At 42.7% G+C, this 17,281-nt stretch carries 13 protein-coding genes and 1 other annotated feature; of the genes, 2 read left to right on the forward strand and 11 right to left on the reverse strand.

What is annotated here, in order from left to right; all coding sequences use genetic code 11:
* Nucleotides 1-35: 35 nt before the first annotated feature.
* Both recU and ACI3EZ_RS04060 read left to right on the forward strand, forming a co-directional pair.
* Nucleotides 36-635 carry a Holliday junction resolvase RecU gene (gene recU, locus ACI3EZ_RS04055; RefSeq protein ID WP_405025606.1) on the forward strand — a complete coding sequence of 200 codons (600 nt, stop codon included), beginning with the start codon at nucleotides 36-38 and terminating at the stop codon, nucleotides 633-635.
* 37 nt (nucleotides 636-672) lie between these two features.
* On the forward strand, nucleotides 673-2,898 hold the full coding sequence (locus tag ACI3EZ_RS04060; protein ID WP_405025607.1) for a PBP1A family penicillin-binding protein: 2,226 nt from the start codon (nucleotides 673-675) through the stop codon (nucleotides 2,896-2,898).
* Between the two features lie 65 nt (nucleotides 2,899-2,963).
* On the opposite strand, the gene ACI3EZ_RS04065 is transcribed toward ACI3EZ_RS04060, so the two are convergent.
* The 11 genes from ACI3EZ_RS04065 to ACI3EZ_RS04115 all read right to left on the reverse strand — a co-directional run bounded on the left by ACI3EZ_RS04065 (nucleotide 2,964) and on the right by ACI3EZ_RS04115 (nucleotide 17,259).
* Nucleotides 2,964-3,857, reverse strand: a complete 894-nt coding sequence (locus ACI3EZ_RS04065; protein WP_405025608.1) for an EamA family transporter — start codon at nucleotides 3,855-3,857, stop codon at nucleotides 2,964-2,966.
* 84 nt (nucleotides 3,858-3,941) lie between these two features.
* On the reverse strand, nucleotides 3,942-6,353 hold the full coding sequence (gene pheT, locus ACI3EZ_RS04070) for a phenylalanine--tRNA ligase subunit beta (RefSeq protein ID WP_405025609.1): 2,412 nt from the start codon (nucleotides 6,351-6,353) through the stop codon (nucleotides 3,942-3,944).
* A 4-nt stretch (nucleotides 6,354-6,357) separates the two neighbouring features.
* Nucleotides 6,358-7,404: a phenylalanine--tRNA ligase subunit alpha gene (gene pheS / locus ACI3EZ_RS04075; RefSeq protein ID WP_405025610.1), complete on the reverse strand. Its 1,047-nt coding sequence runs from the start codon at nucleotides 7,402-7,404 to the stop codon at nucleotides 6,358-6,360.
* 48 nt (nucleotides 7,405-7,452) lie between these two features.
* Nucleotides 7,453-7,666 (reverse strand) — a binding site (T-box leader).
* Nucleotides 7,667-7,710: 44 nt separating this feature from the next.
* Nucleotides 7,711-8,040, reverse strand: coding sequence for a winged helix-turn-helix transcriptional regulator (locus ACI3EZ_RS04080; protein ID WP_405024172.1), 330 nt, complete (start codon nucleotides 8,038-8,040; stop codon nucleotides 7,711-7,713).
* Between the two features lie 16 nt (nucleotides 8,041-8,056).
* Nucleotides 8,057-8,554: an HD domain-containing protein gene (locus tag ACI3EZ_RS04085; RefSeq protein WP_405025611.1), complete on the reverse strand. Its 498-nt coding sequence runs from the start codon at nucleotides 8,552-8,554 to the stop codon at nucleotides 8,057-8,059.
* Nucleotides 8,555-8,652: 98 nt separating this feature from the next.
* Nucleotides 8,653-9,432: a TrmH family RNA methyltransferase gene (locus tag ACI3EZ_RS04090; protein ID WP_405024174.1), complete on the reverse strand. Its 780-nt coding sequence runs from the start codon at nucleotides 9,430-9,432 to the stop codon at nucleotides 8,653-8,655.
* Between the two features lie 25 nt (nucleotides 9,433-9,457).
* A complete protein-coding gene (locus tag ACI3EZ_RS04095) occupies nucleotides 9,458-9,778 on the reverse strand; it encodes a hypothetical protein (RefSeq protein WP_405025676.1) in 321 nt (106 codons plus the stop codon).
* A 67-nt stretch (nucleotides 9,779-9,845) separates the two neighbouring features.
* Entirely contained in the window at nucleotides 9,846-11,681 is a 1,836-nt protein-coding gene (lepA, locus tag ACI3EZ_RS04100) for a translation elongation factor 4 (protein WP_405025612.1), read from the reverse strand.
* A 2,019-nt stretch (nucleotides 11,682-13,700) separates the two neighbouring features.
* Nucleotides 13,701-14,678: an acyltransferase family protein gene (locus ACI3EZ_RS04105; protein ID WP_405025613.1), complete on the reverse strand. Its 978-nt coding sequence runs from the start codon at nucleotides 14,676-14,678 to the stop codon at nucleotides 13,701-13,703.
* A gap of 29 nt (nucleotides 14,679-14,707) precedes the next feature.
* Entirely contained in the window at nucleotides 14,708-15,973 is a 1,266-nt protein-coding gene (locus ACI3EZ_RS04110) for a peptidoglycan bridge formation glycyltransferase FemA/FemB family protein (protein WP_405025614.1), read from the reverse strand.
* 23 nt (nucleotides 15,974-15,996) lie between these two features.
* Nucleotides 15,997-17,259, reverse strand: a complete 1,263-nt coding sequence (locus tag ACI3EZ_RS04115; RefSeq protein ID WP_405025615.1) for a peptidoglycan bridge formation glycyltransferase FemA/FemB family protein — start codon at nucleotides 17,257-17,259, stop codon at nucleotides 15,997-15,999.
* Nucleotides 17,260-17,281: the final 22 nt, after the last annotated feature.

Here is a 17,281-nt window from a genome sequence, read left to right on the forward strand (position 1 = left end):
TTGCTATAATAGGTGGGATAAGAAGGTGATGCATTGTGGCGTTGAAGTACCCTGACGGACGATCATTCCAACAATCAACCCCATTATCGCAGTCCAAGCACACTTCGATTCAATATGGTAATCGCGGAATGACGCTTGAACAAGAAATTAATGCAACAAATAAGTATTATCGTGTCAACGGGATTGCCGTTATTCATAAAAAGCCCATTCCAATTCAAATTGTGAACGTTGACTATCCCAAACGGAGTGCGGCTGTTATCCGGGAAGCATATTTTAAACAACCCTCAACAACCGACTATAACGGCGTTTATCAGGGGCACTACCTCGACTTTGAAGCTAAGGAAACCCGCAACAAAACAGCTTTCCCGTTGAGTAATTTTCACGCTCACCAGGTTGAACATTTAAAGGCTTGTATGGCACAAAACGGCATTTGTTTTACAATTGTTCGCTTCACCATTTTAGATGAACTGTACTTGATGCCGGCAGCAACGCTTTTCCGCTATTGGGATCAGCAAGCAAATATAACAGGCCGCAAATCGATCCCCCGAAAAGTAATCGCTACCGAAGGGATTAGCCTGCAATATGGTTTAAATCCACGCATCCCGTACTTGAGTGCCGTTGATCAACTAATCTAGCAATGTAAACTACTATAAAGGAGTATGGTACCTAATAATGACTGAACAGGATCCACATTATTCAAGAACAGCTCGCCACCAGACCCGAGAAAAAGAGGAACACCAACGGCATTCCCATTGTAAGCACCGTTTTTGGGGATGGGCGCTTGGAATTATTGCTTTCCTAATCGTTGCTGGCGGGTTTCTTTTTGTTGCGTACGCTAGTACTGCCCCCAAATTATCAATTTCCCGACTATCAAGTCCAGAAATGACAACGATTTATGCAAGTAACGGGAAAAAAATCTACACGTTAGGAAGCGAAAACCGTCAAATAGTTAAGCAAAACCAAATCCCTCAGCAGCTAAAAGACGCAATTGTTTCGATTGAGGACCGCGGTTTTTATAAACAAAAAGGGATTGATCCGCTCCGGATTGTTTCCGCAGCATTTTCTAATATTTTTCACCCAAACGCTATTCAAGGGGGGAGTACGCTTGACCAACAGCTGGTTAAACTTTCATACTTCTCAACTAGTAACGCTGATCGAACGCTTAAACGGAAAGCGCAGGAAGCGTGGCTAGCCATCCAGCTCGATAAACATTACAGTAAAAACCAAATTATGACGTTTTATGTCAACAAAGTTTATATGGGATCTAACTGTTACGGAATGCAAACGGCGGCCCATTATTACTATGGAAAGCCGCTTAAAGACCTGAATCTGGCCCAGACCGCAACAATTGCCGGGATTCCCAACGCTCCGGCATCTTACGATCCGTTAATCAATCCTAAACTAGCAACCCAGCGGCGGAATCTTGTTTTAGACGCAATGGTTCAAAACAAAAAGATTTCTTCCGCTCAAGCAGCGGCGGCAAAACAACAAAGTATTACTGCCGGACTTATTACGGACCATGCAGCCCAAAATGATGAAAACTCTAAACGTGAACTTGTAGCGGACGCCTACATTCAACAGGTTTTACAGGAAGCTAAGCAACAAGGTTATGATCCGAACAAAGGAAATCTAAAAATTTATACGAATTTGGACTGGAACGTTCAAAAAAGGCTCTACGCAATTGCTAATACCGACGAATACATTGTTTTCCCTAATAACAGGTTACAAATGGCCTCTACCGTCATTAATCCCCAGAACGGGAAAGTTATTGCGATGATTGGTGGGCGAAAAAGCAACACACCATTTGGGTTAAACCGCGCAGTTCAAACTAATCGATCTAATGGTTCGTGTGCTAAACCTCTAATGGATTACGGGCCGGCTATCCAGTACCTCCACTGGGCAACCTACCATCCGCTTGAAGATACTCCATACAAATATCCGGGAACAAATACTTCATTGTACGACTGGGATCACAAATATCCAGGAAAGATGACGCTCCGAAGCGCCCTCGTCCAATCACGAAATATCCCTGCTATCCGCACTTTATCAGCCGTTGGATTAAGCAATGCGCAGAATTTTCTGGGTAATTTAGGGTTTGACAGTTCTAAAGTTGATAAATACAGCTATGGGATTGGGATTCCATCATCTACTCTCCAAAATGCAGCTGCTTACTCTAGCTTTGCAAACGGCGGCACTTATTACAAGCCACAGTTTATCAGTAAAATAAAATCAACCGACGGTAATGTTAAAACGTTCAGTGTTAATGGGCAGCGCGCAATGAAGCCAGGGACGGCTTACATGATTACCGACATCCTAAAAGGTGTGTTTAAGGGAAAAGGAACAGCAACGGACGCTTCTATTCCAGGGTTATATGTTGCCGGAAAAGACGGAGAAACCAATTACCCAGATAGTGTCGCTAATAAAGTCCCTGCGCAATCATGTATGGATGGCTGGATGAACGGTTATACTAAAAACTATGCTGTTTCCGTTTGGGTTGGCTATGACCATCCAATGCACGCTGGAAACTACATGTCAATTCCGGAAGCCAAAATATCACATTCCATTTTTAAAAATGAGATGACATATCTTGCCGAACTAGCACCAAACACAGATTGGATTCGGCCATCTAGCGTTGGTACAAAGACCTTAAATGGAGTCAAACAACTCTACTGGATTGATTATCCTGATTCTGATATTTTTGCGGGGAATTCATCATCCGGATTATTTTCACACAGTGGGCATGATAATGATCATTCATTCAGCATGAATTTTAGCATCGATATGGGGCATTCTAATAGCACGAATAACAATAATCCCGACGTTTCTCAGGCCGTTAATAACGATAATAACAGTCAACAAAGTGGTAATACCCCAGCTCAAACTAACTCCAGTCATTAATTTCGGAATTGTCAACTCCCCCACGCATTATGCGTGGGGGAGTTTTTGTCTTAATAATTATAAAATTACCCTTCGTTTGGCTGATAATTCAGTCCAATTACAGCAATAATAATTATCAGTGAACCAACTACCGTTGCTAAACTCAAATGCAAGCCCAAAACAAGCACCGAACCCACAGTGGCTGTAAGGGGCTCGAAGGCGTCTAGCATGCTGGCAACCGTGGGAGAAATGTACTTTAACACGGTTGTAAAAGCAATAAACGGAATTACGGTTCCAATAACAATAATCATTAAAAACATTACTAATACCTGAGAAGTTAGCGCAAACGTTATTCGGGTTGGTGATACAACTTCAAGCCCGATCCCCGCGATAACTAGCCCCCACCCCGTGATTTCCATGGATGAAAAAGTCTTTAACAATGACCGTGGAATCAACGTATTTGTTGCAACACCCACAGCTGAAATAAGGCCGTAAATTAAAACTAACGGTGTGATTGCCAGTTGCGTAAACCGGCCATTAGTTGCTACTATCACCACCCCAATGAAGGCAGCAACCGCACTAATCACCTCTAACCGAGACGGAATTTCATGGTGGCGAACTGCCATGTATAACATAATGAAAAACGGGCCGATAAACTGTAAAATTGTTGCAATCGACGCATTTCCAATTTTCACCGTCATAAAGTAAAACAATTGGACGGGAATCAACCCTAAAATTCCGTAGCTGACGATTATTCCCGCATCATGCCACCGATACCAAATTTTTAACGGCTGTCGGCCCACTAACCATCCGATAAATAAAATAGTAATTCCCCCGATAATCATACGCACTTGCGTCACAGTCATCGGCGAAATGCGCGGACTAATCGCGAACAATATCTTAGCAAAGACTCCGGAAATTCCCCAGCATGTCGTTGACATAATGCCCAGAAGAACCCACGGCCATTTACGCCCTTTCATAACCATTCCTCCCGTAATTTATACACTAAAAAGGTCATAGCCACCGTGCGCTACGACCTTACTTTATTTATCCTTATGCTAATTCTACCGGACCTCAGCGGCAAATTCATCCTGAAGCTTCCGGACAATTTTATTAAACGACCGGTTAACATCCTCATCAACCAGCGTCTTGGTCGGATCCCGATAAACAAGCGTATATGCCAGCGACTTCATCCCTGGCGCTATCTTATCGCCCTGGTAAACATCAAAGAGCCGCACATCTGCAAGATGTGCTCCCCCGTTTTTAATAATGCATTGCGTCAGCTGTTCATTCGTCACGTCTGTCCGAACGGCTAATGCAATATCCCGCGTTACCTCAGGGAACTTCGAAACAGCTACATAGCGCTGTTCATTCTTCGGAAGATGATAGAGCACATCCACATCAAGTTCAAAAACATACGCTCGTTTAAGATGATTTTCCTTAGCAATGTCGGGGTGAACCTCACCTACAAAACCAACAAACGTTTCACCCACGTATACGTCTGCAGTCCGGCCTGGATGCATTTCAGCATGAGAACTAACCGGAACATACCGTTCCCCGCTAATTCCTAATTGCCGAAGGAGGTGTTCAACAATTCCCTTTGCAACGTAAAAATCAACCGGTTGCTTGGACTGGTTCCATCCCGATTGGCGGAATAACCCAGTTAACACCCCGGCCACGTGCTCGACTTCCCGCGGCCGAACATGTTCGCCATCACCAAGGAAAACTCGGCCCTGTTCGTACAGTGCAACGTCTTGTACCTTCCGGTGAACGTTATACGCCGCATCATCTAGCAACCCGCTCAAAAGGTTCATCCGGGCCGTGGTCCGATCAGAACTCATCGGAAAGGCGAGCTCAGTTGCCGTTGCTGGCGCAAACATAAACCGTTGTGCTTTGGTTGCAGTTGTTAAGCCATAAGAGATCGCTTGATTCAGTCCTGTCTCCTGCAATGTTTGCCGAATTATCCGGATAAACCGTTGCTTATGTGTCCGGACACCCGGGGTTGTTACTCCAACCGGGAGCGTCGCTGGAAGGTTATCATAACCATAAATCCGGGCAACCTCTTCGATTAGGTCAGCTGGTAGACTAATATCCCACCGAAACGGTGGCACATTTACGGTAAACGCCCCCGCCTCTTCCGCAACGTCAAACCCTAACCGCTTAAAAATCGCAGTAACTTCGGCTGCCGTTAACTTAGTTCCCAGTACGTCATTAACGCGCTGCAGTGAAATTTTCACGGTAACATCGTGTACGGGGTGGCGAGTTGCCTCTAAAATTCCCTGGGCGACTTGCCCGCCAGCGTTAGTTGCAATTAACTGTGCTGCTGCATCAAGAGCCGCCACCACTGCATCCTGATTAATTCCTCGTTCAAACCGCATTGCCGCTTCAGTGTGCAGATTCTCCCGCCGGGATGTCTTCCGAATCGCCGTTGGATTGAAAACTGCTGCTTCAAGAACAACATCTGCGGTATCAGCCGTAACCGCCGTTCGAACTCCTCCCATAATTCCAGCCAAGGCAACCACCTCATTAGCGTCTGCAACAACCACGTCGCCAGCCGTTAACTTTCGTTCCGTTCCGTCAAGCGTCGTTAGGTGTTCCCCTTCTTGCGCCTGCCGCACCGTCAACTGCTTTCCCGCAATTTCATTATAATCAAAGGCATGGAGCGGTTGACCGTATTCTAACAAGGCATAATTAGTCGCGTCAACAACGTTATTTACTGGCCGAATTCCCGCATTCCACAGTCGGATTTGAAGCCATAACGGACTCGCAGCAACGCGAACGTTTCGAATAACGCGGGTCATATACGTCGGTGCCACCTGCTCATCAGCAGCAACACTTAGTAACGAATCAACCTTAACATCGTCGGCTTCCTTAACGCTTACTTCCGGCAAATTAACCGGTCGACTGTACATTGCACCAACTTCCCGGGCAACTCCACGCATGCTTAACATGTCCGCCCGATTGGGTGTAATGTCAACATCGATGATATCCTCGTCCATTCCCAGGTACTTAAAAACGGGTTCCCCCGGGACGGCATCATCTGGTAACACATAGATTCCATTAACGTATTCTTGCGGAACAACCGCTTCCGGAAAACCAATCTCTTGCAGGGCACAAATCATCCCCATTGAAACGACCCCGCGCATTTTCCCCTTCTTAATTTTTTCGTTACCAGCAATACGCGAATTTGGGAGCGCAACAATTACTTTTTGATCAGCAGCGATATTCGGCGCACCGCATACAATTTGGTATGGTTCATCCTCACCAACATCAACTTGGCAAACATGCAGGTGGTCTGCATTAGGATGCGGCTCAACCTTTAGGGTATGGCCCACCACAATCTTCTTCAGTCCTGTTTCCCGCCGGCTGGTTTCGTCAACCTCAACGGCCGTCCGCTCAATTTTTTCCGCTAACTCTGTCGGCTTAAGGTCAGCGACATTCACGTATTCGTTTAACCACTTCGTTGAAACTTTCATTTGTTTATCCCTTCCATGCAAACTGCTTTAAGAACCGCTCATCATTCAGGTAAAAGTTACGGATGTCATCAACCCCATACTTCAGCATTGCAAAGCGGTCCGGCCCTAATCCAAAGGCAAAGCCACCATATTCTTCCGGATCAACACCTGCCATTGACAAAACATTAGGATGAACCATTCCGGCCCCTAACACTTCAATCCAGCCAGTTTGCTTGCAAACGGCACATCCCTTGCCGTCACACTTAAAACACGAAACATCAACCTCTGCTGATGGTTCAGTAAACGGAAAATAGCTCGGCCGCATCCGGATATCCCGGTCCGCCCCAAACATCTTCCGGGCCAGAAGTTGGAGGGTCCCTTTAAGGTCAGCCATGGTAATGTGTCGGTCAACCACAAGCCCCTCAATTTGGTGAAACTGATGTGAATGGGTCGCATCATCCGTATCCCGCCGGTAGACCTTCCCGGGAGAAATCATCTTAAGTGGTCCCTGATTAAAATCGTGTTTTTCAAGGGTTCGTGCTTGAACCGGGGACGTCTGGGTCCGCATTAAAATATTCTTCGTGATGTAGAACGTATCCTGCATATCGCGGGCCGGATGATCCTTTGGTAGGTTCATCATCTCAAAGTTATAATGCTCCTCTTCAACTTCGGGACCATTTATTATCTGGTAACCCATTCCCAAGAAAAGCTCCTCAATCTCGTCAATAATCTGCTGCAAAACATGCGCCGTTCCGGTTTTAACAGGTGTTCCTGGCAAGGTCACGTCCAGGGTTTCCTTTTCAAGTTTAGCCGCCATCTGAGCAGTTTCAAGTTCATCTTGCTTTGTAGCGATTGCCCGTTGCAATGCATCCCGCACCTCATTGGCAAACTTTCCAACCCGTGGTCGTTCCTCCGGGTTAATTTCCTTCATTCCCCGTAAAGCCGCCGTAATCGGCCCCTTTTTTCCAAGAAAATGAACCCGAATTTCATTTAACTGCTTAAGTCCTGTCGCTTCTTGAATTGCGCCAAGTCCTTCATCCCGCAATTGTCCCAGTTGTGTCGTTAAATCCATCAGTGTACTCCTTTCCCACAGATAAAGGCAATCAAAAAACCCCGTCCAAATAGGGACGAGGCTTCGCGGTACCACCCTAGTTTTGGTGACACACGGTCACCAACACTCTTTACGGATAACGGGCGTCCCGAACTGTTTTTCATTCATTAATTCCCAACAGTAGCTCCGGAAGTGAACTTCATCGTTTATTGAGGGGACACTTCCAGCACCAGTCCCTCTCTGAACTCTCCAAACGATTACTTTTTTCCATCATTGCCTTTAAAATCTTCGCCTAAATTTTAACCTGTCAGCCCAGTAGACGTCAAGCTACTCACAATCAGTAGTTGTATACCATTTATCTGCCCACTCATGAAGGGCAATCATCATTGCTTGGAGATCTTGGCCCCGCTCGGTCAGCCGATATTGTTCCCGGCAACAGCCATCAACCGCCACCTTTTCAACAAGTCCCTCTTTAACCAATTCCTTTAACCGTTCAACCAAAACACGGTCGCTACACTTATTAATTTTGGCCGCTAAATCGCGAAAACGTTGCGGCCCCGCCGTTAAGAGAACATCAATGATTAATCCGTTCCACTTCTTACCAAGAATACTAAAGATCTTCGTAAATTTTGGACATAATTGAAAATCAGCCTGCATCACATATTCCTTTCAATTATTTAGTTGTTAACTGTTGCTGAACCAGGTGTTTAGTATCAGTTAACACATGGGTACTGTACTCCTCAATTGCAGCATACTTATCAACAAGTGTTACCACATAACCCTCAGGATACTTCGGCGGAACAAGGGTTGCCCCCCACATATGCTTAACAATGATATCACGTTCCTTTGCGGTCAATGGCGTAATTTTTTCCGCATTGCGAAGTGCAATCCGGGGATGAAACCAAGCGTGCGTCCCCAGACTAAACTTGGTTGTTCGCCAATCATAGTAAAATAAATCATGTAATAATCCCGCTCGCGCGGTTGCCCGGGCATCAAGATGGAGCCGACGGGCAATTCGATAACTCTCGTACGAAACCGTAAGACAATGCTCCAACCGCGTCGTTGCGTGGTGCTGAACAAAGTTTGCTAACCGTTGAACTTCCGGATGTTCTAATAAGTCACGGACGTATCCAACATATACTGAATCAGTTTTCCATTCTCCCTGTTTCATGCATGACTACCCCTTTGTCAGCAAAATAACCGCTTCAATGCGTATCGTAGCCCGGACCTGGTAAAAATTCAAGCCTAAACTAACAGCCTTATTAATTCTTAACCGTCAATTAACTGAAACATCAAAATTCCGGCTGCTACCGCAACGTTCAATGATTCTGCTTGCCCAGCAATTGGAATGTATAGGTTCATCGCTGTTTGGTGAAGTAAATCAGCGCTCATGCCGTTCCCTTCATTTCCCATTACCAACGCAAAATCTTGGTGCTGACCAACGGTCCGATAATCACGAGCATTCACGTTTAGTTCACTCCCAAAAACCGGTATTTTACGGTCCCTAAACGTCGTGACCCACTCTCCTAAATTTAACGTTGTCACCAGATGCAGATGAAATTGACTACCCTGCATTGAACGCATAATTTTCGGCTGATGGTAATCAGCCGTTCCGGGTCCAAATACAACCCCGCTAAATCCGGCCGCATCCGCCGTTCGTACCATTGTTCCAATGTTTCCTGGATCCTGCACTCCGTCAAGGAAGAGCCATGCTCCCTGAGCTTGGTTGGGAGTTACGGGCTGCTGATCAACAAGGGGAGCCACCGCAAAAACACCCTGCGGACTGGGCGTTGAACTAATTTTTTGGGCAATCTCCCGGGTAATCATCACCACTTCACAGTCATTTGGAATTGATAAATCGTCCAACAAGCTAGTTTCATCAGCGACAATAATCAGTTCATTAATGACAACTTGGGCTGCTAAGGCTTCTTTCACCAGGTGCCACCCTTCCAACAGGTAACGGTGTTGCTTTTTACGCCCCCGACTAGTCTGTAATTTAGCCCAATCCTTAACCCGGTGATTCCCCGGGGCAGTAATTTCTTCTACCATAAGCTTCCTCCGTCTCTCACTCCAATTAATGCCGCACGCCGCGGTAATTATGACTTCCCTTAATTTTATGAACGTGTTGCTTAAAGTGCGGGCCACTATTAGTAACTAACTTAAAATTCTTCATTTTACCATTAAATGGCCGCCCACTTACCCTAATTTGGCGCCATGTCTTCATCGCTTGAATCATCGTTCCCAACTGTTTCTGCTGCACGGAATTATTTTCCCGCAATGCCGCAACAAAGATATCCGACTGCAGCCGCTGAATAAGCCCATCATGGTAGTTTAACAGTTCAGGGGTTACGGGGGCATGACGGTACTGGTTAAACAAATCCTGAATTACTGTCATCGCTTCACGGACACTCTTCGGTTGTATGTACCGTTGTGCCGGTTGCTTTTTCACTGTTGTTCGCCCCTTACTTATTATCAAGTTCCTCGTCAGTCTTTAAAACCGCCATAAAGGCTTCTTGCGGAACATCCACCTTACCAATGGCCTTCATCCGCTTCTTGCCCCGCTTTTGCTTTTCCAATAACTTCGCCCGCCGGTCTGGGTCACCGGTATGAATCCGTGCCGTAACGTCTTTCCGGTAAGCCTTAATATTGGTCCGAGCAATAATTTTAGCACCAATTGCTGCTTGAATGGGAACTTCAAAGTTTTGCCGCGGAATAATCTTTTTTAACTTCATCACAATTTCACGGCCGCGTTTTTCTGCGAATTCCTTGTGAGCAATGAAACTCAGCGCATCAATTTTATCCCCGTTTAGCAGAATATCGATTTTTACAAGCTCACTTGGCTGCGTGTCGTTTAACTCATAATCAAGCGACGCATATCCTCGGGTGCTCGACTTAAGCTTATCAAAGAAGTCAAAGATAATCTCCGATAACGGCATGTCATAAATAACATTTACCCGGTAATCGTCAAGGTATTCCATCGTATCAAATTGTCCCCGCTTTCGTTGGCACAACTCCATCACCGCTCCGACATAATCATTGGGGACCATAATCGTTGCTTTCACGAAGGGCTCATTAATCTGCTTAATTTCCGTTGCTGGGGGCATTTCCGCCGGGTTAGCCACAGCCTTATGCTGACCGTTTGTTAATGCAACGTCATAGGTTACCGATGGTGCGGTGGTAATCAAACTCAGGTTAAATTCCCGCTCCAGTCGTTCCTGAATAACGTCCATGTGCAGTAATCCAAGGAACCCGCATCGAAATCCAAAACCCAGTGCCTGGGAAGTTTCTGGTTCGAATTCAAGCGCTGCATCATTCAACTGGAGCTTTTCTAGGGCATCCCGTAAGTCGTTATACTTTGCGTTATCTGTCGGATATAACCCAGAGTACACCATCGGGCTCATCTCCCGGTAGCCGGCTAACGGCTTATCGGTTGGGTGATCCGCATTGGTAACGGTATCCCCCACCCGAGTATCCTGAATATTTTTAATACTAGCGGTAATGTAACCAACATCTCCGGCAATTAGCACATCCCGTTTTAATGGTTTCGGGGAGTTCACTCCTACTTCGGTTACTTCGTATTCCGCTTCGCTGTTCATCAGCTTAATTCGATCGCCGGCCTGAACGGTTCCTTCCACAATTCGGACACTCAAAACAACTCCGCGGTAATCATCGTAGACAGAATCAAAGATCAATGCCTTTAATGGGGCTTGCAAATTTCCAGTTGGTGCGGGCACCTGGTGAACAATTTGTTCAAGGATCTCCTCAATTCCAATCCCCTTCTTGGCACTCGCTAATACCGCATCGCTAGCATCAAGCCCAATTACATCCTCAATCTGCTGGCGCACTTTTTCGGGTTCAGCTGACGGGAGGTCAATTTTATTAATCACGGGTAAAATTTCCAAATCATCATCGAGGGCTAGATATACGTTAGCCAACGTTTGCGCTTCAACCCCCTGCGCTGCATCAACAACCAACAATGCCCCCTCGCACGCTGCTAGACTCCGGGAAACCTCATACGAAAAATCCACGTGGCCGGGGGTATCAATTAAGTGGAAAATATATGTTTCTCCATCCTTCGCTGTGTAGTGCAATTCCACCGCGTTTAACTTAATCGTAATTCCCCGCTCCCGCTCGAGATCCATTGAATCCAACAATTGATCTTGCATCTCTCGTTTGGAAACAGTGTCGGTTAACTCAAGAATTCGATCAGCAAGCGTCGATTTCCCATGATCAATATGGGCCACAATTGAAAAATTACGGATATGACGTTGGCGCTCCTGCATTGCTTTTAAATCCATCGTGCTCCTACCTTCCGTTCAGTCATCGTTGACCTTATTATAATAAGTCCGGGGGAAACCAGTCAATTTCTCATTGCAAACAAAAAGCTACCGCCACAACGGTAGCTTTCTGCTTGATACGAAAATGGATAATTTTTGGTTTAGTTCCGCTTCTTCCGCTCAGCTAAACCAAACACACTTAAAACTCCGGCTAATCCTAACCCAAGAATCTCGGCCACTGAAATAACGCTGTTCTAAGCATCTCCAGTATCTGAAAGAGACTTCTTAGCAGCCTGCTTGTTAGCCGTTATCGTATTAGCGTACACAACATCGGCGTCCCCGGCCTTGTATGATTAATGCTAATACCGCCGTAACACTTGATGACGTAGTGATTACTGATTTCAGTACTCGTCATTGGCTACTTAATATACTGAACAGACATCATGTCGTATGACTCATTCGCCTTCAATGTGGACCCTAATTCGTTCATCTTCTACAAGGGTACAAGGGGTCCTGGTATACGCTTTTTTAAGCCTGATTAAGCCGCCTGGACTGCATTGCTGTAATCATTCTGAGCGTCTACTAAGATCTTTTTGGCATCAGCGATGTCAGCAAGGAAATAGGTGAATGTCTTCTGATTGTTGTCCAGTTGATCCTACGCGTTTGCAAGTCATTAAAATCTCATTAATCTTACTATAACTATTTCTGACTGCTTCTCATTAAAAATAGAATCAGCATTCTTACACACTATTTATCGTATTAATCATTTTACAATACCTGCTAATTACTCTTTAACTGATTTTCGGCATCCTACAAAACGGCATCCACTATATTAATTGCTCTAAGGCTAATATACTTACTACTTTCCAAAACATTGTTTCCAAAACCATAATTCATAATGGCTCAGGATCAGGTAGTTATTCACGGTGTCTATAATCATCACCGCTATCTTTACGAATTATATCTTCTACAGTCATATTTATTAAAAAATATTCACCAATAATTTTCATCACACATCCCATAATATCTTTAACATTGTAAATAATTTAAATCCTATATAGGGGATTCAGATACTTCCTCGTATATCCCATCCTAATCTATACCTTGTTGACTAACATAATTTTATAATTTCAATGCGATTTAAATCAAATAGACGTGAATATTATTTAATTTATTTATTTCTCACTTACTTAATATTTACTATTTTTAAACCATTAATTTTACCCAACTGACTTATAATTGTCCCAGTTACTTATAATCTTACCAACATTCTCCTGATCTTGGATTACCTTAGCCTGAACATTTAAGACACTTTATCCATTTTCTAAATAACCCTTAATCATCCTTAACATCATCTTACTTGTTGACGATTATCATCCTTGCCGCTGCTAATTAACTGAGATTGCTTGGGCATATTATTCTTCAATGGTGACGGATCGTTAACCTTGGACTGATCGTCGCCTAATTTTAAACTAGCATTTGCGTTAATTTTGGCTGAACTACCTTTTCATTGTCCACTATTCACAACATTCTTGGAACTGTTCATACTGTTAACCACAACTCTTTACTGGCTAGCAACAGCAACCCTATCATTGAAATCTATGACTAACTCTTACCATCATAGTACGTTATGATTTCATTACCAATATACTACTTTATAAAAACAAACTTATATAGTTTTTTAACCAACACGTTCAATATATAGCAAATAGGATTTCCCTACTTTTAAGTTTTAACTTGTCCACTAGATTAAAAATATCACGTTGCTGAAAAACTCTTTATCGAATTTTTATCCTCGATGAAATTTAACAAAAAATTCATTCTATAACATTACCTCTGTTATCATTAGCCTTTCTGTACCGAAGAGAACACAATTCTAGGAAAAATTAACCACTCTTTCTATAAAATGTGAACTATCCCGTATGCATACACAAAAATCAACTAACTTCCAATCACTATATCCTACAGAATAGGTATTTTTTATTCAAATTAACTTAAAATATACCATATCTTACTATTTACATCCCAGTTCTATAATAATTAATACAACCGCTTTAGCCATTTAAAAGATTTTCGATGCGACAACATCATTATAAACGCCGCTAAGAAAGCAGTAATTATAATTACCAGTGTACAACCACCTACACTTTGTGGTAGCCGACAAACATCTATTACCCCAAAGCTAATGAAAAATAATAACGTAGCAAAATCACGAAACTTAATAGCATGCTCTTTAGGTTGCATGTTTGGGTGTTTTAATATAACAGTGAAAATCAAAACCATGGATACTGGTAATGTTATCCACATATCGTTATACTTCATACTTAATTCCCCAAGCGTACACCGCCGCATCACATATTCACACACCGTTAATGCAACGGCAATAATGAACCAACGCCATTCGCCAAAATGTTCAAGTAACCATTCTTTCTTCGTGGCAATAATATACGAGATATCGATCCAAAGTATCCCGGTAATTACCGTTGTTGCTAAATTAACATGAACCATTGGTACATGTGCTACTATTGGGCGATAATTAGTATCAAAACACAAAATTATCAGGATAGCCGCAGCAATTGTGTGGCACAAGGCCATTAAATTATGACGCCGCAAATAATCAACAACTAGTAGTCCTACAACAACTGCCATTAGGTACCAACTTCCACCATAACAAACACTTTCGCCTACCACACTGTCTAAAACCATCCTTAGTGCGCTTGCTCCTTCTGCGTGCGCACGTACATATATCTTAATTCCAGCAGGTAAATAAATTATCATCCAAATAAACCATAACCACAGCGTTTTTTTAATAACCTTATTAAGCCGCTCACGTGACGGATTTATGAAGTAAAAATACCCTGTAACCAACATAAAGAAGGGAACAGCATATAACGCAACCGTCACAGATACCCCAAAAAGGCCCCTTAAGCCTGCATGAATAACAATTACCAACACTGCTGCAATTATTCTAAAAAAATCAATTGTCGCATTCCGCTTTTCCATACAAGTTTGTATCATATTACAAACCTAAACCTCCCTCAATAACTTCACCTAATATCATCAATATGACCTGTTAGTTTCTTTACCACACGGTCTAAATAAAACCTAACGGGTCGCAAAGGTTTTTCAAACCACCCTAACGTTCGGTACGTGGCTCCATTAAAAAGCTGCTTAAACTTCAATACACCGTCCGAACCATCAAATAAACCTGTTACCATATAAAAATTATACGTTGGAATATGCTTCTTTATTGCTAGCCGCATCATATAATCCATTAAGTAATGCTGCCCATAATAATTAGAAAACTGCTTATTTGTGAAACTAAACAAGTAACCCAGTTCTTGCGGCTGAATATAAAACATCCCTCCGGATAAAGTCACAATCTTTCCGTACCTACTCTTCTCTTCCTTAGCACGATCAACTGCCTTCTTCAACCTATCAAGCTGTTTAGTTGCCTGAGAATATTTGCTTTTTAGTTTCTTGGAATTGGCACTTACTAAACGTTTTTCAAGCTCACTAATTGTTGTTTTTAGAGAAATAATCTCATTTTCTCTTTTACTAATAAAATCAACTAAATTTAGTTTTACCTCCACAAACATGACATTATCCCCAAAACTCTGGTATGCATGTTGATAAAACTCGAGAGTTTGGTCTTGATATGACCGATTTTCAGCTGTACTAGCCGTATTCTTCTTAAATAAGCCTAAACCATCGTAATTAACACGCTCTATGTACACGCCAAAACGCTCAGCCCGCCTAATATCGTTTCGCGCACGCTTATCATAAGTTGAACGTAACTCACCACTATTTTTAATTCCACGAAGGTCTTTCCTATACTCATAGCCCATTCCAACCTTAGGCATCCGATTATCAGTAATCGGATTTTGAGGAACATTTCTATAACCTAAGGCTGTTAAATGCCCTAAAACATGCTGATTATATTTCTCAACAACCCGTCCATCATCATCAAATTTCTGAAAATCAAGAACTGGAGTTAACCGAAAAGCCACCCCTCCACATTTTTTAAAATAACTTTCAGCACTCTTAAAAAAGAAATCAACCAACTCATCATTACTATAATCTAATAATGGGCCACCCCAAATCGAATAAATATCTCCCATCCGAGCATGGTCAATAAAATAAAAGGCACCTGCAATCAGCTTATTATCGTCATCAATAACACCAATACAGCCCACTTGCTTAGACACTTCGTTCATCTTCAACTGTCCGCGTGATTGCATATAGCGTCCTTGGGGATGACACATCTCAAATTTTTCAAATTTATTGAAATCCAAATTCTCTACGAATTTCATTTATTTTACCTACTCCTCTATAACTATCTTATTTCTTCTTTTCTTAAGGCCTTTCGAATTAAAGTGTTCACATAATACCGAAACGGCTTAAGCGGTTTCTCGAACCAGCCAATCGTTTGATAGGTGTTCCCTTTAAACAATTGCTTAAATTTTAAAACCCCATCTGTTCCATCAAAAAGCCCTGTTACCATATAAAAATTATATATCGGAATATGCTTCTTAACCGCCAATTGCATTATATAATCCATTAAATAATGCTGCCCATAATAATTACTGTATTGTTTATCTGTAAAGCTAAACATATACGCCATTTCTTGAGGATGAACATAAAACATTCCCCCCGAAAGTATAATTACATCACCTTCCCTTTTACGTTCATCCTGTGCTTTCTTAAGCGAGCGTCTTGTTTGCTGTAATTGCTGTTTAGCTTGACTTAGCTTACTCTTTACCTTTTTAGAGCTTCTAGACCGTAATTGTTCCTCCAAACCATTAATCCTTTGGGTCATTTTCTGCTCTTCCTTTTGACATTTAACTACGAATTTTTTCAAATTTAATTTAGCTTCAACAAAAAGTACATCATCACCAAAATTACGATAAACTTGCTGGTAAAACTCTAAGCTTTGATCTGGATATTTTCGCTCATTTGCTGTCCGCTGAGTATATTTTTTAAACTCCCCGAGCTGGCTATAATCAAGTTTTTCCAAATATACGCCAAATCGCTCCGCACGTTTCACATCATTTCTTGCTCTTTTATTATAAGTTGCACGTAACTCAGATACACTTGTAACTTTTCGAAGATCTTTACGGTATTCATACCCTAAGCCAACCGCTGGTAACCTATTGTCCCTAATTGGTCGTTGGCTAAAGTGCCGAAATCCAAGCTGACGCATGTGCTTAATTAATGCATCATTCTTTTCCACCAATACATTTCCATGCTCGTCAAACTCTTTCCGATCCAAAGGAGGAGTAATTCGAAACGATAATGCCCCCTGCTGTTTAAAATATTCACTACACGAATGTAAAAAGAAATCTAATAAATTCTCATCTTTATAATCCAATAATGGTCCGCCTTTAATCGAATAAACGTTCCCCATATGCGAATGGTCAATAAAGTAATGAGCAGCAGCGATTAAGTGATGCTTATCATCATATACACCAACACATCCCACTTCTTTTTTTCGACCGGTTACCTTCAACTGCTCGCTTGTTTGCATAAAACGCCCCAAAGGATGATTTACTGCAAATTTTTCAAAATCGTTTAATGACAAATTATCCTCAAATATCATTTAATTCGCCTCGCTCAATTGA

Origin of the sequence: Ligilactobacillus sp. LYQ60 (genome assembly GCF_045033015.1) — a bacterium.
Lineage (GTDB): Bacteria > Bacillota > Bacilli > Lactobacillales > Lactobacillaceae > Ligilactobacillus.

Excerpts from the sequence above, each read along its gene's own strand:
- ACI3EZ_RS04115 (WP_405025615.1), bottom strand. The coding sequence starts at position 17,259 with ATGATATTTGAGGATAATTTGTCATTAAACGATTTTGAAAAATTTGCA.
- ACI3EZ_RS04105 (WP_405025613.1), bottom strand. The coding sequence starts at position 14,678 with ATGATACAAACTTGTATGGAAAAGCGGAATGCGACAATTGATTTTTTT.
- ACI3EZ_RS04090 (WP_405024174.1), bottom strand. The coding sequence starts at position 9,432 with ATGGTAGAAGAAATTACTGCCCCGGGGAATCACCGGGTTAAGGATTGG.
- lepA (WP_405025612.1), bottom strand. The coding sequence starts at position 11,681 with ATGGATTTAAAAGCAATGCAGGAGCGCCAACGTCATATCCGTAATTTT.
- pheT (WP_405025609.1), bottom strand. The coding sequence starts at position 6,353 with ATGAAAGTTTCAACGAAGTGGTTAAACGAATACGTGAATGTCGCTGAC.
- pheS (WP_405025610.1), bottom strand. The coding sequence starts at position 7,404 with ATGGATTTAACGACACAACTGGGACAATTGCGGGATGAAGGACTTGGC.
- ACI3EZ_RS04060 (WP_405025607.1), top strand. The coding sequence starts at position 673 with ATGACTGAACAGGATCCACATTATTCAAGAACAGCTCGCCACCAGACC.
- ACI3EZ_RS04085 (WP_405025611.1), bottom strand. The coding sequence starts at position 8,554 with ATGAAACAGGGAGAATGGAAAACTGATTCAGTATATGTTGGATACGTC.
- ACI3EZ_RS04065 (WP_405025608.1), bottom strand. The coding sequence starts at position 3,857 with ATGAAAGGGCGTAAATGGCCGTGGGTTCTTCTGGGCATTATGTCAACG.
- ACI3EZ_RS04080 (WP_405024172.1), bottom strand. The coding sequence starts at position 8,040 with ATGCAGGCTGATTTTCAATTATGTCCAAAATTTACGAAGATCTTTAGT.
- ACI3EZ_RS04095 (WP_405025676.1), bottom strand. The coding sequence starts at position 9,778 with ATGACAGTAATTCAGGATTTGTTTAACCAGTACCGTCATGCCCCCGTA.
- ACI3EZ_RS04110 (WP_405025614.1), bottom strand. The coding sequence starts at position 15,973 with ATGAAATTCGTAGAGAATTTGGATTTCAATAAATTTGAAAAATTTGAG.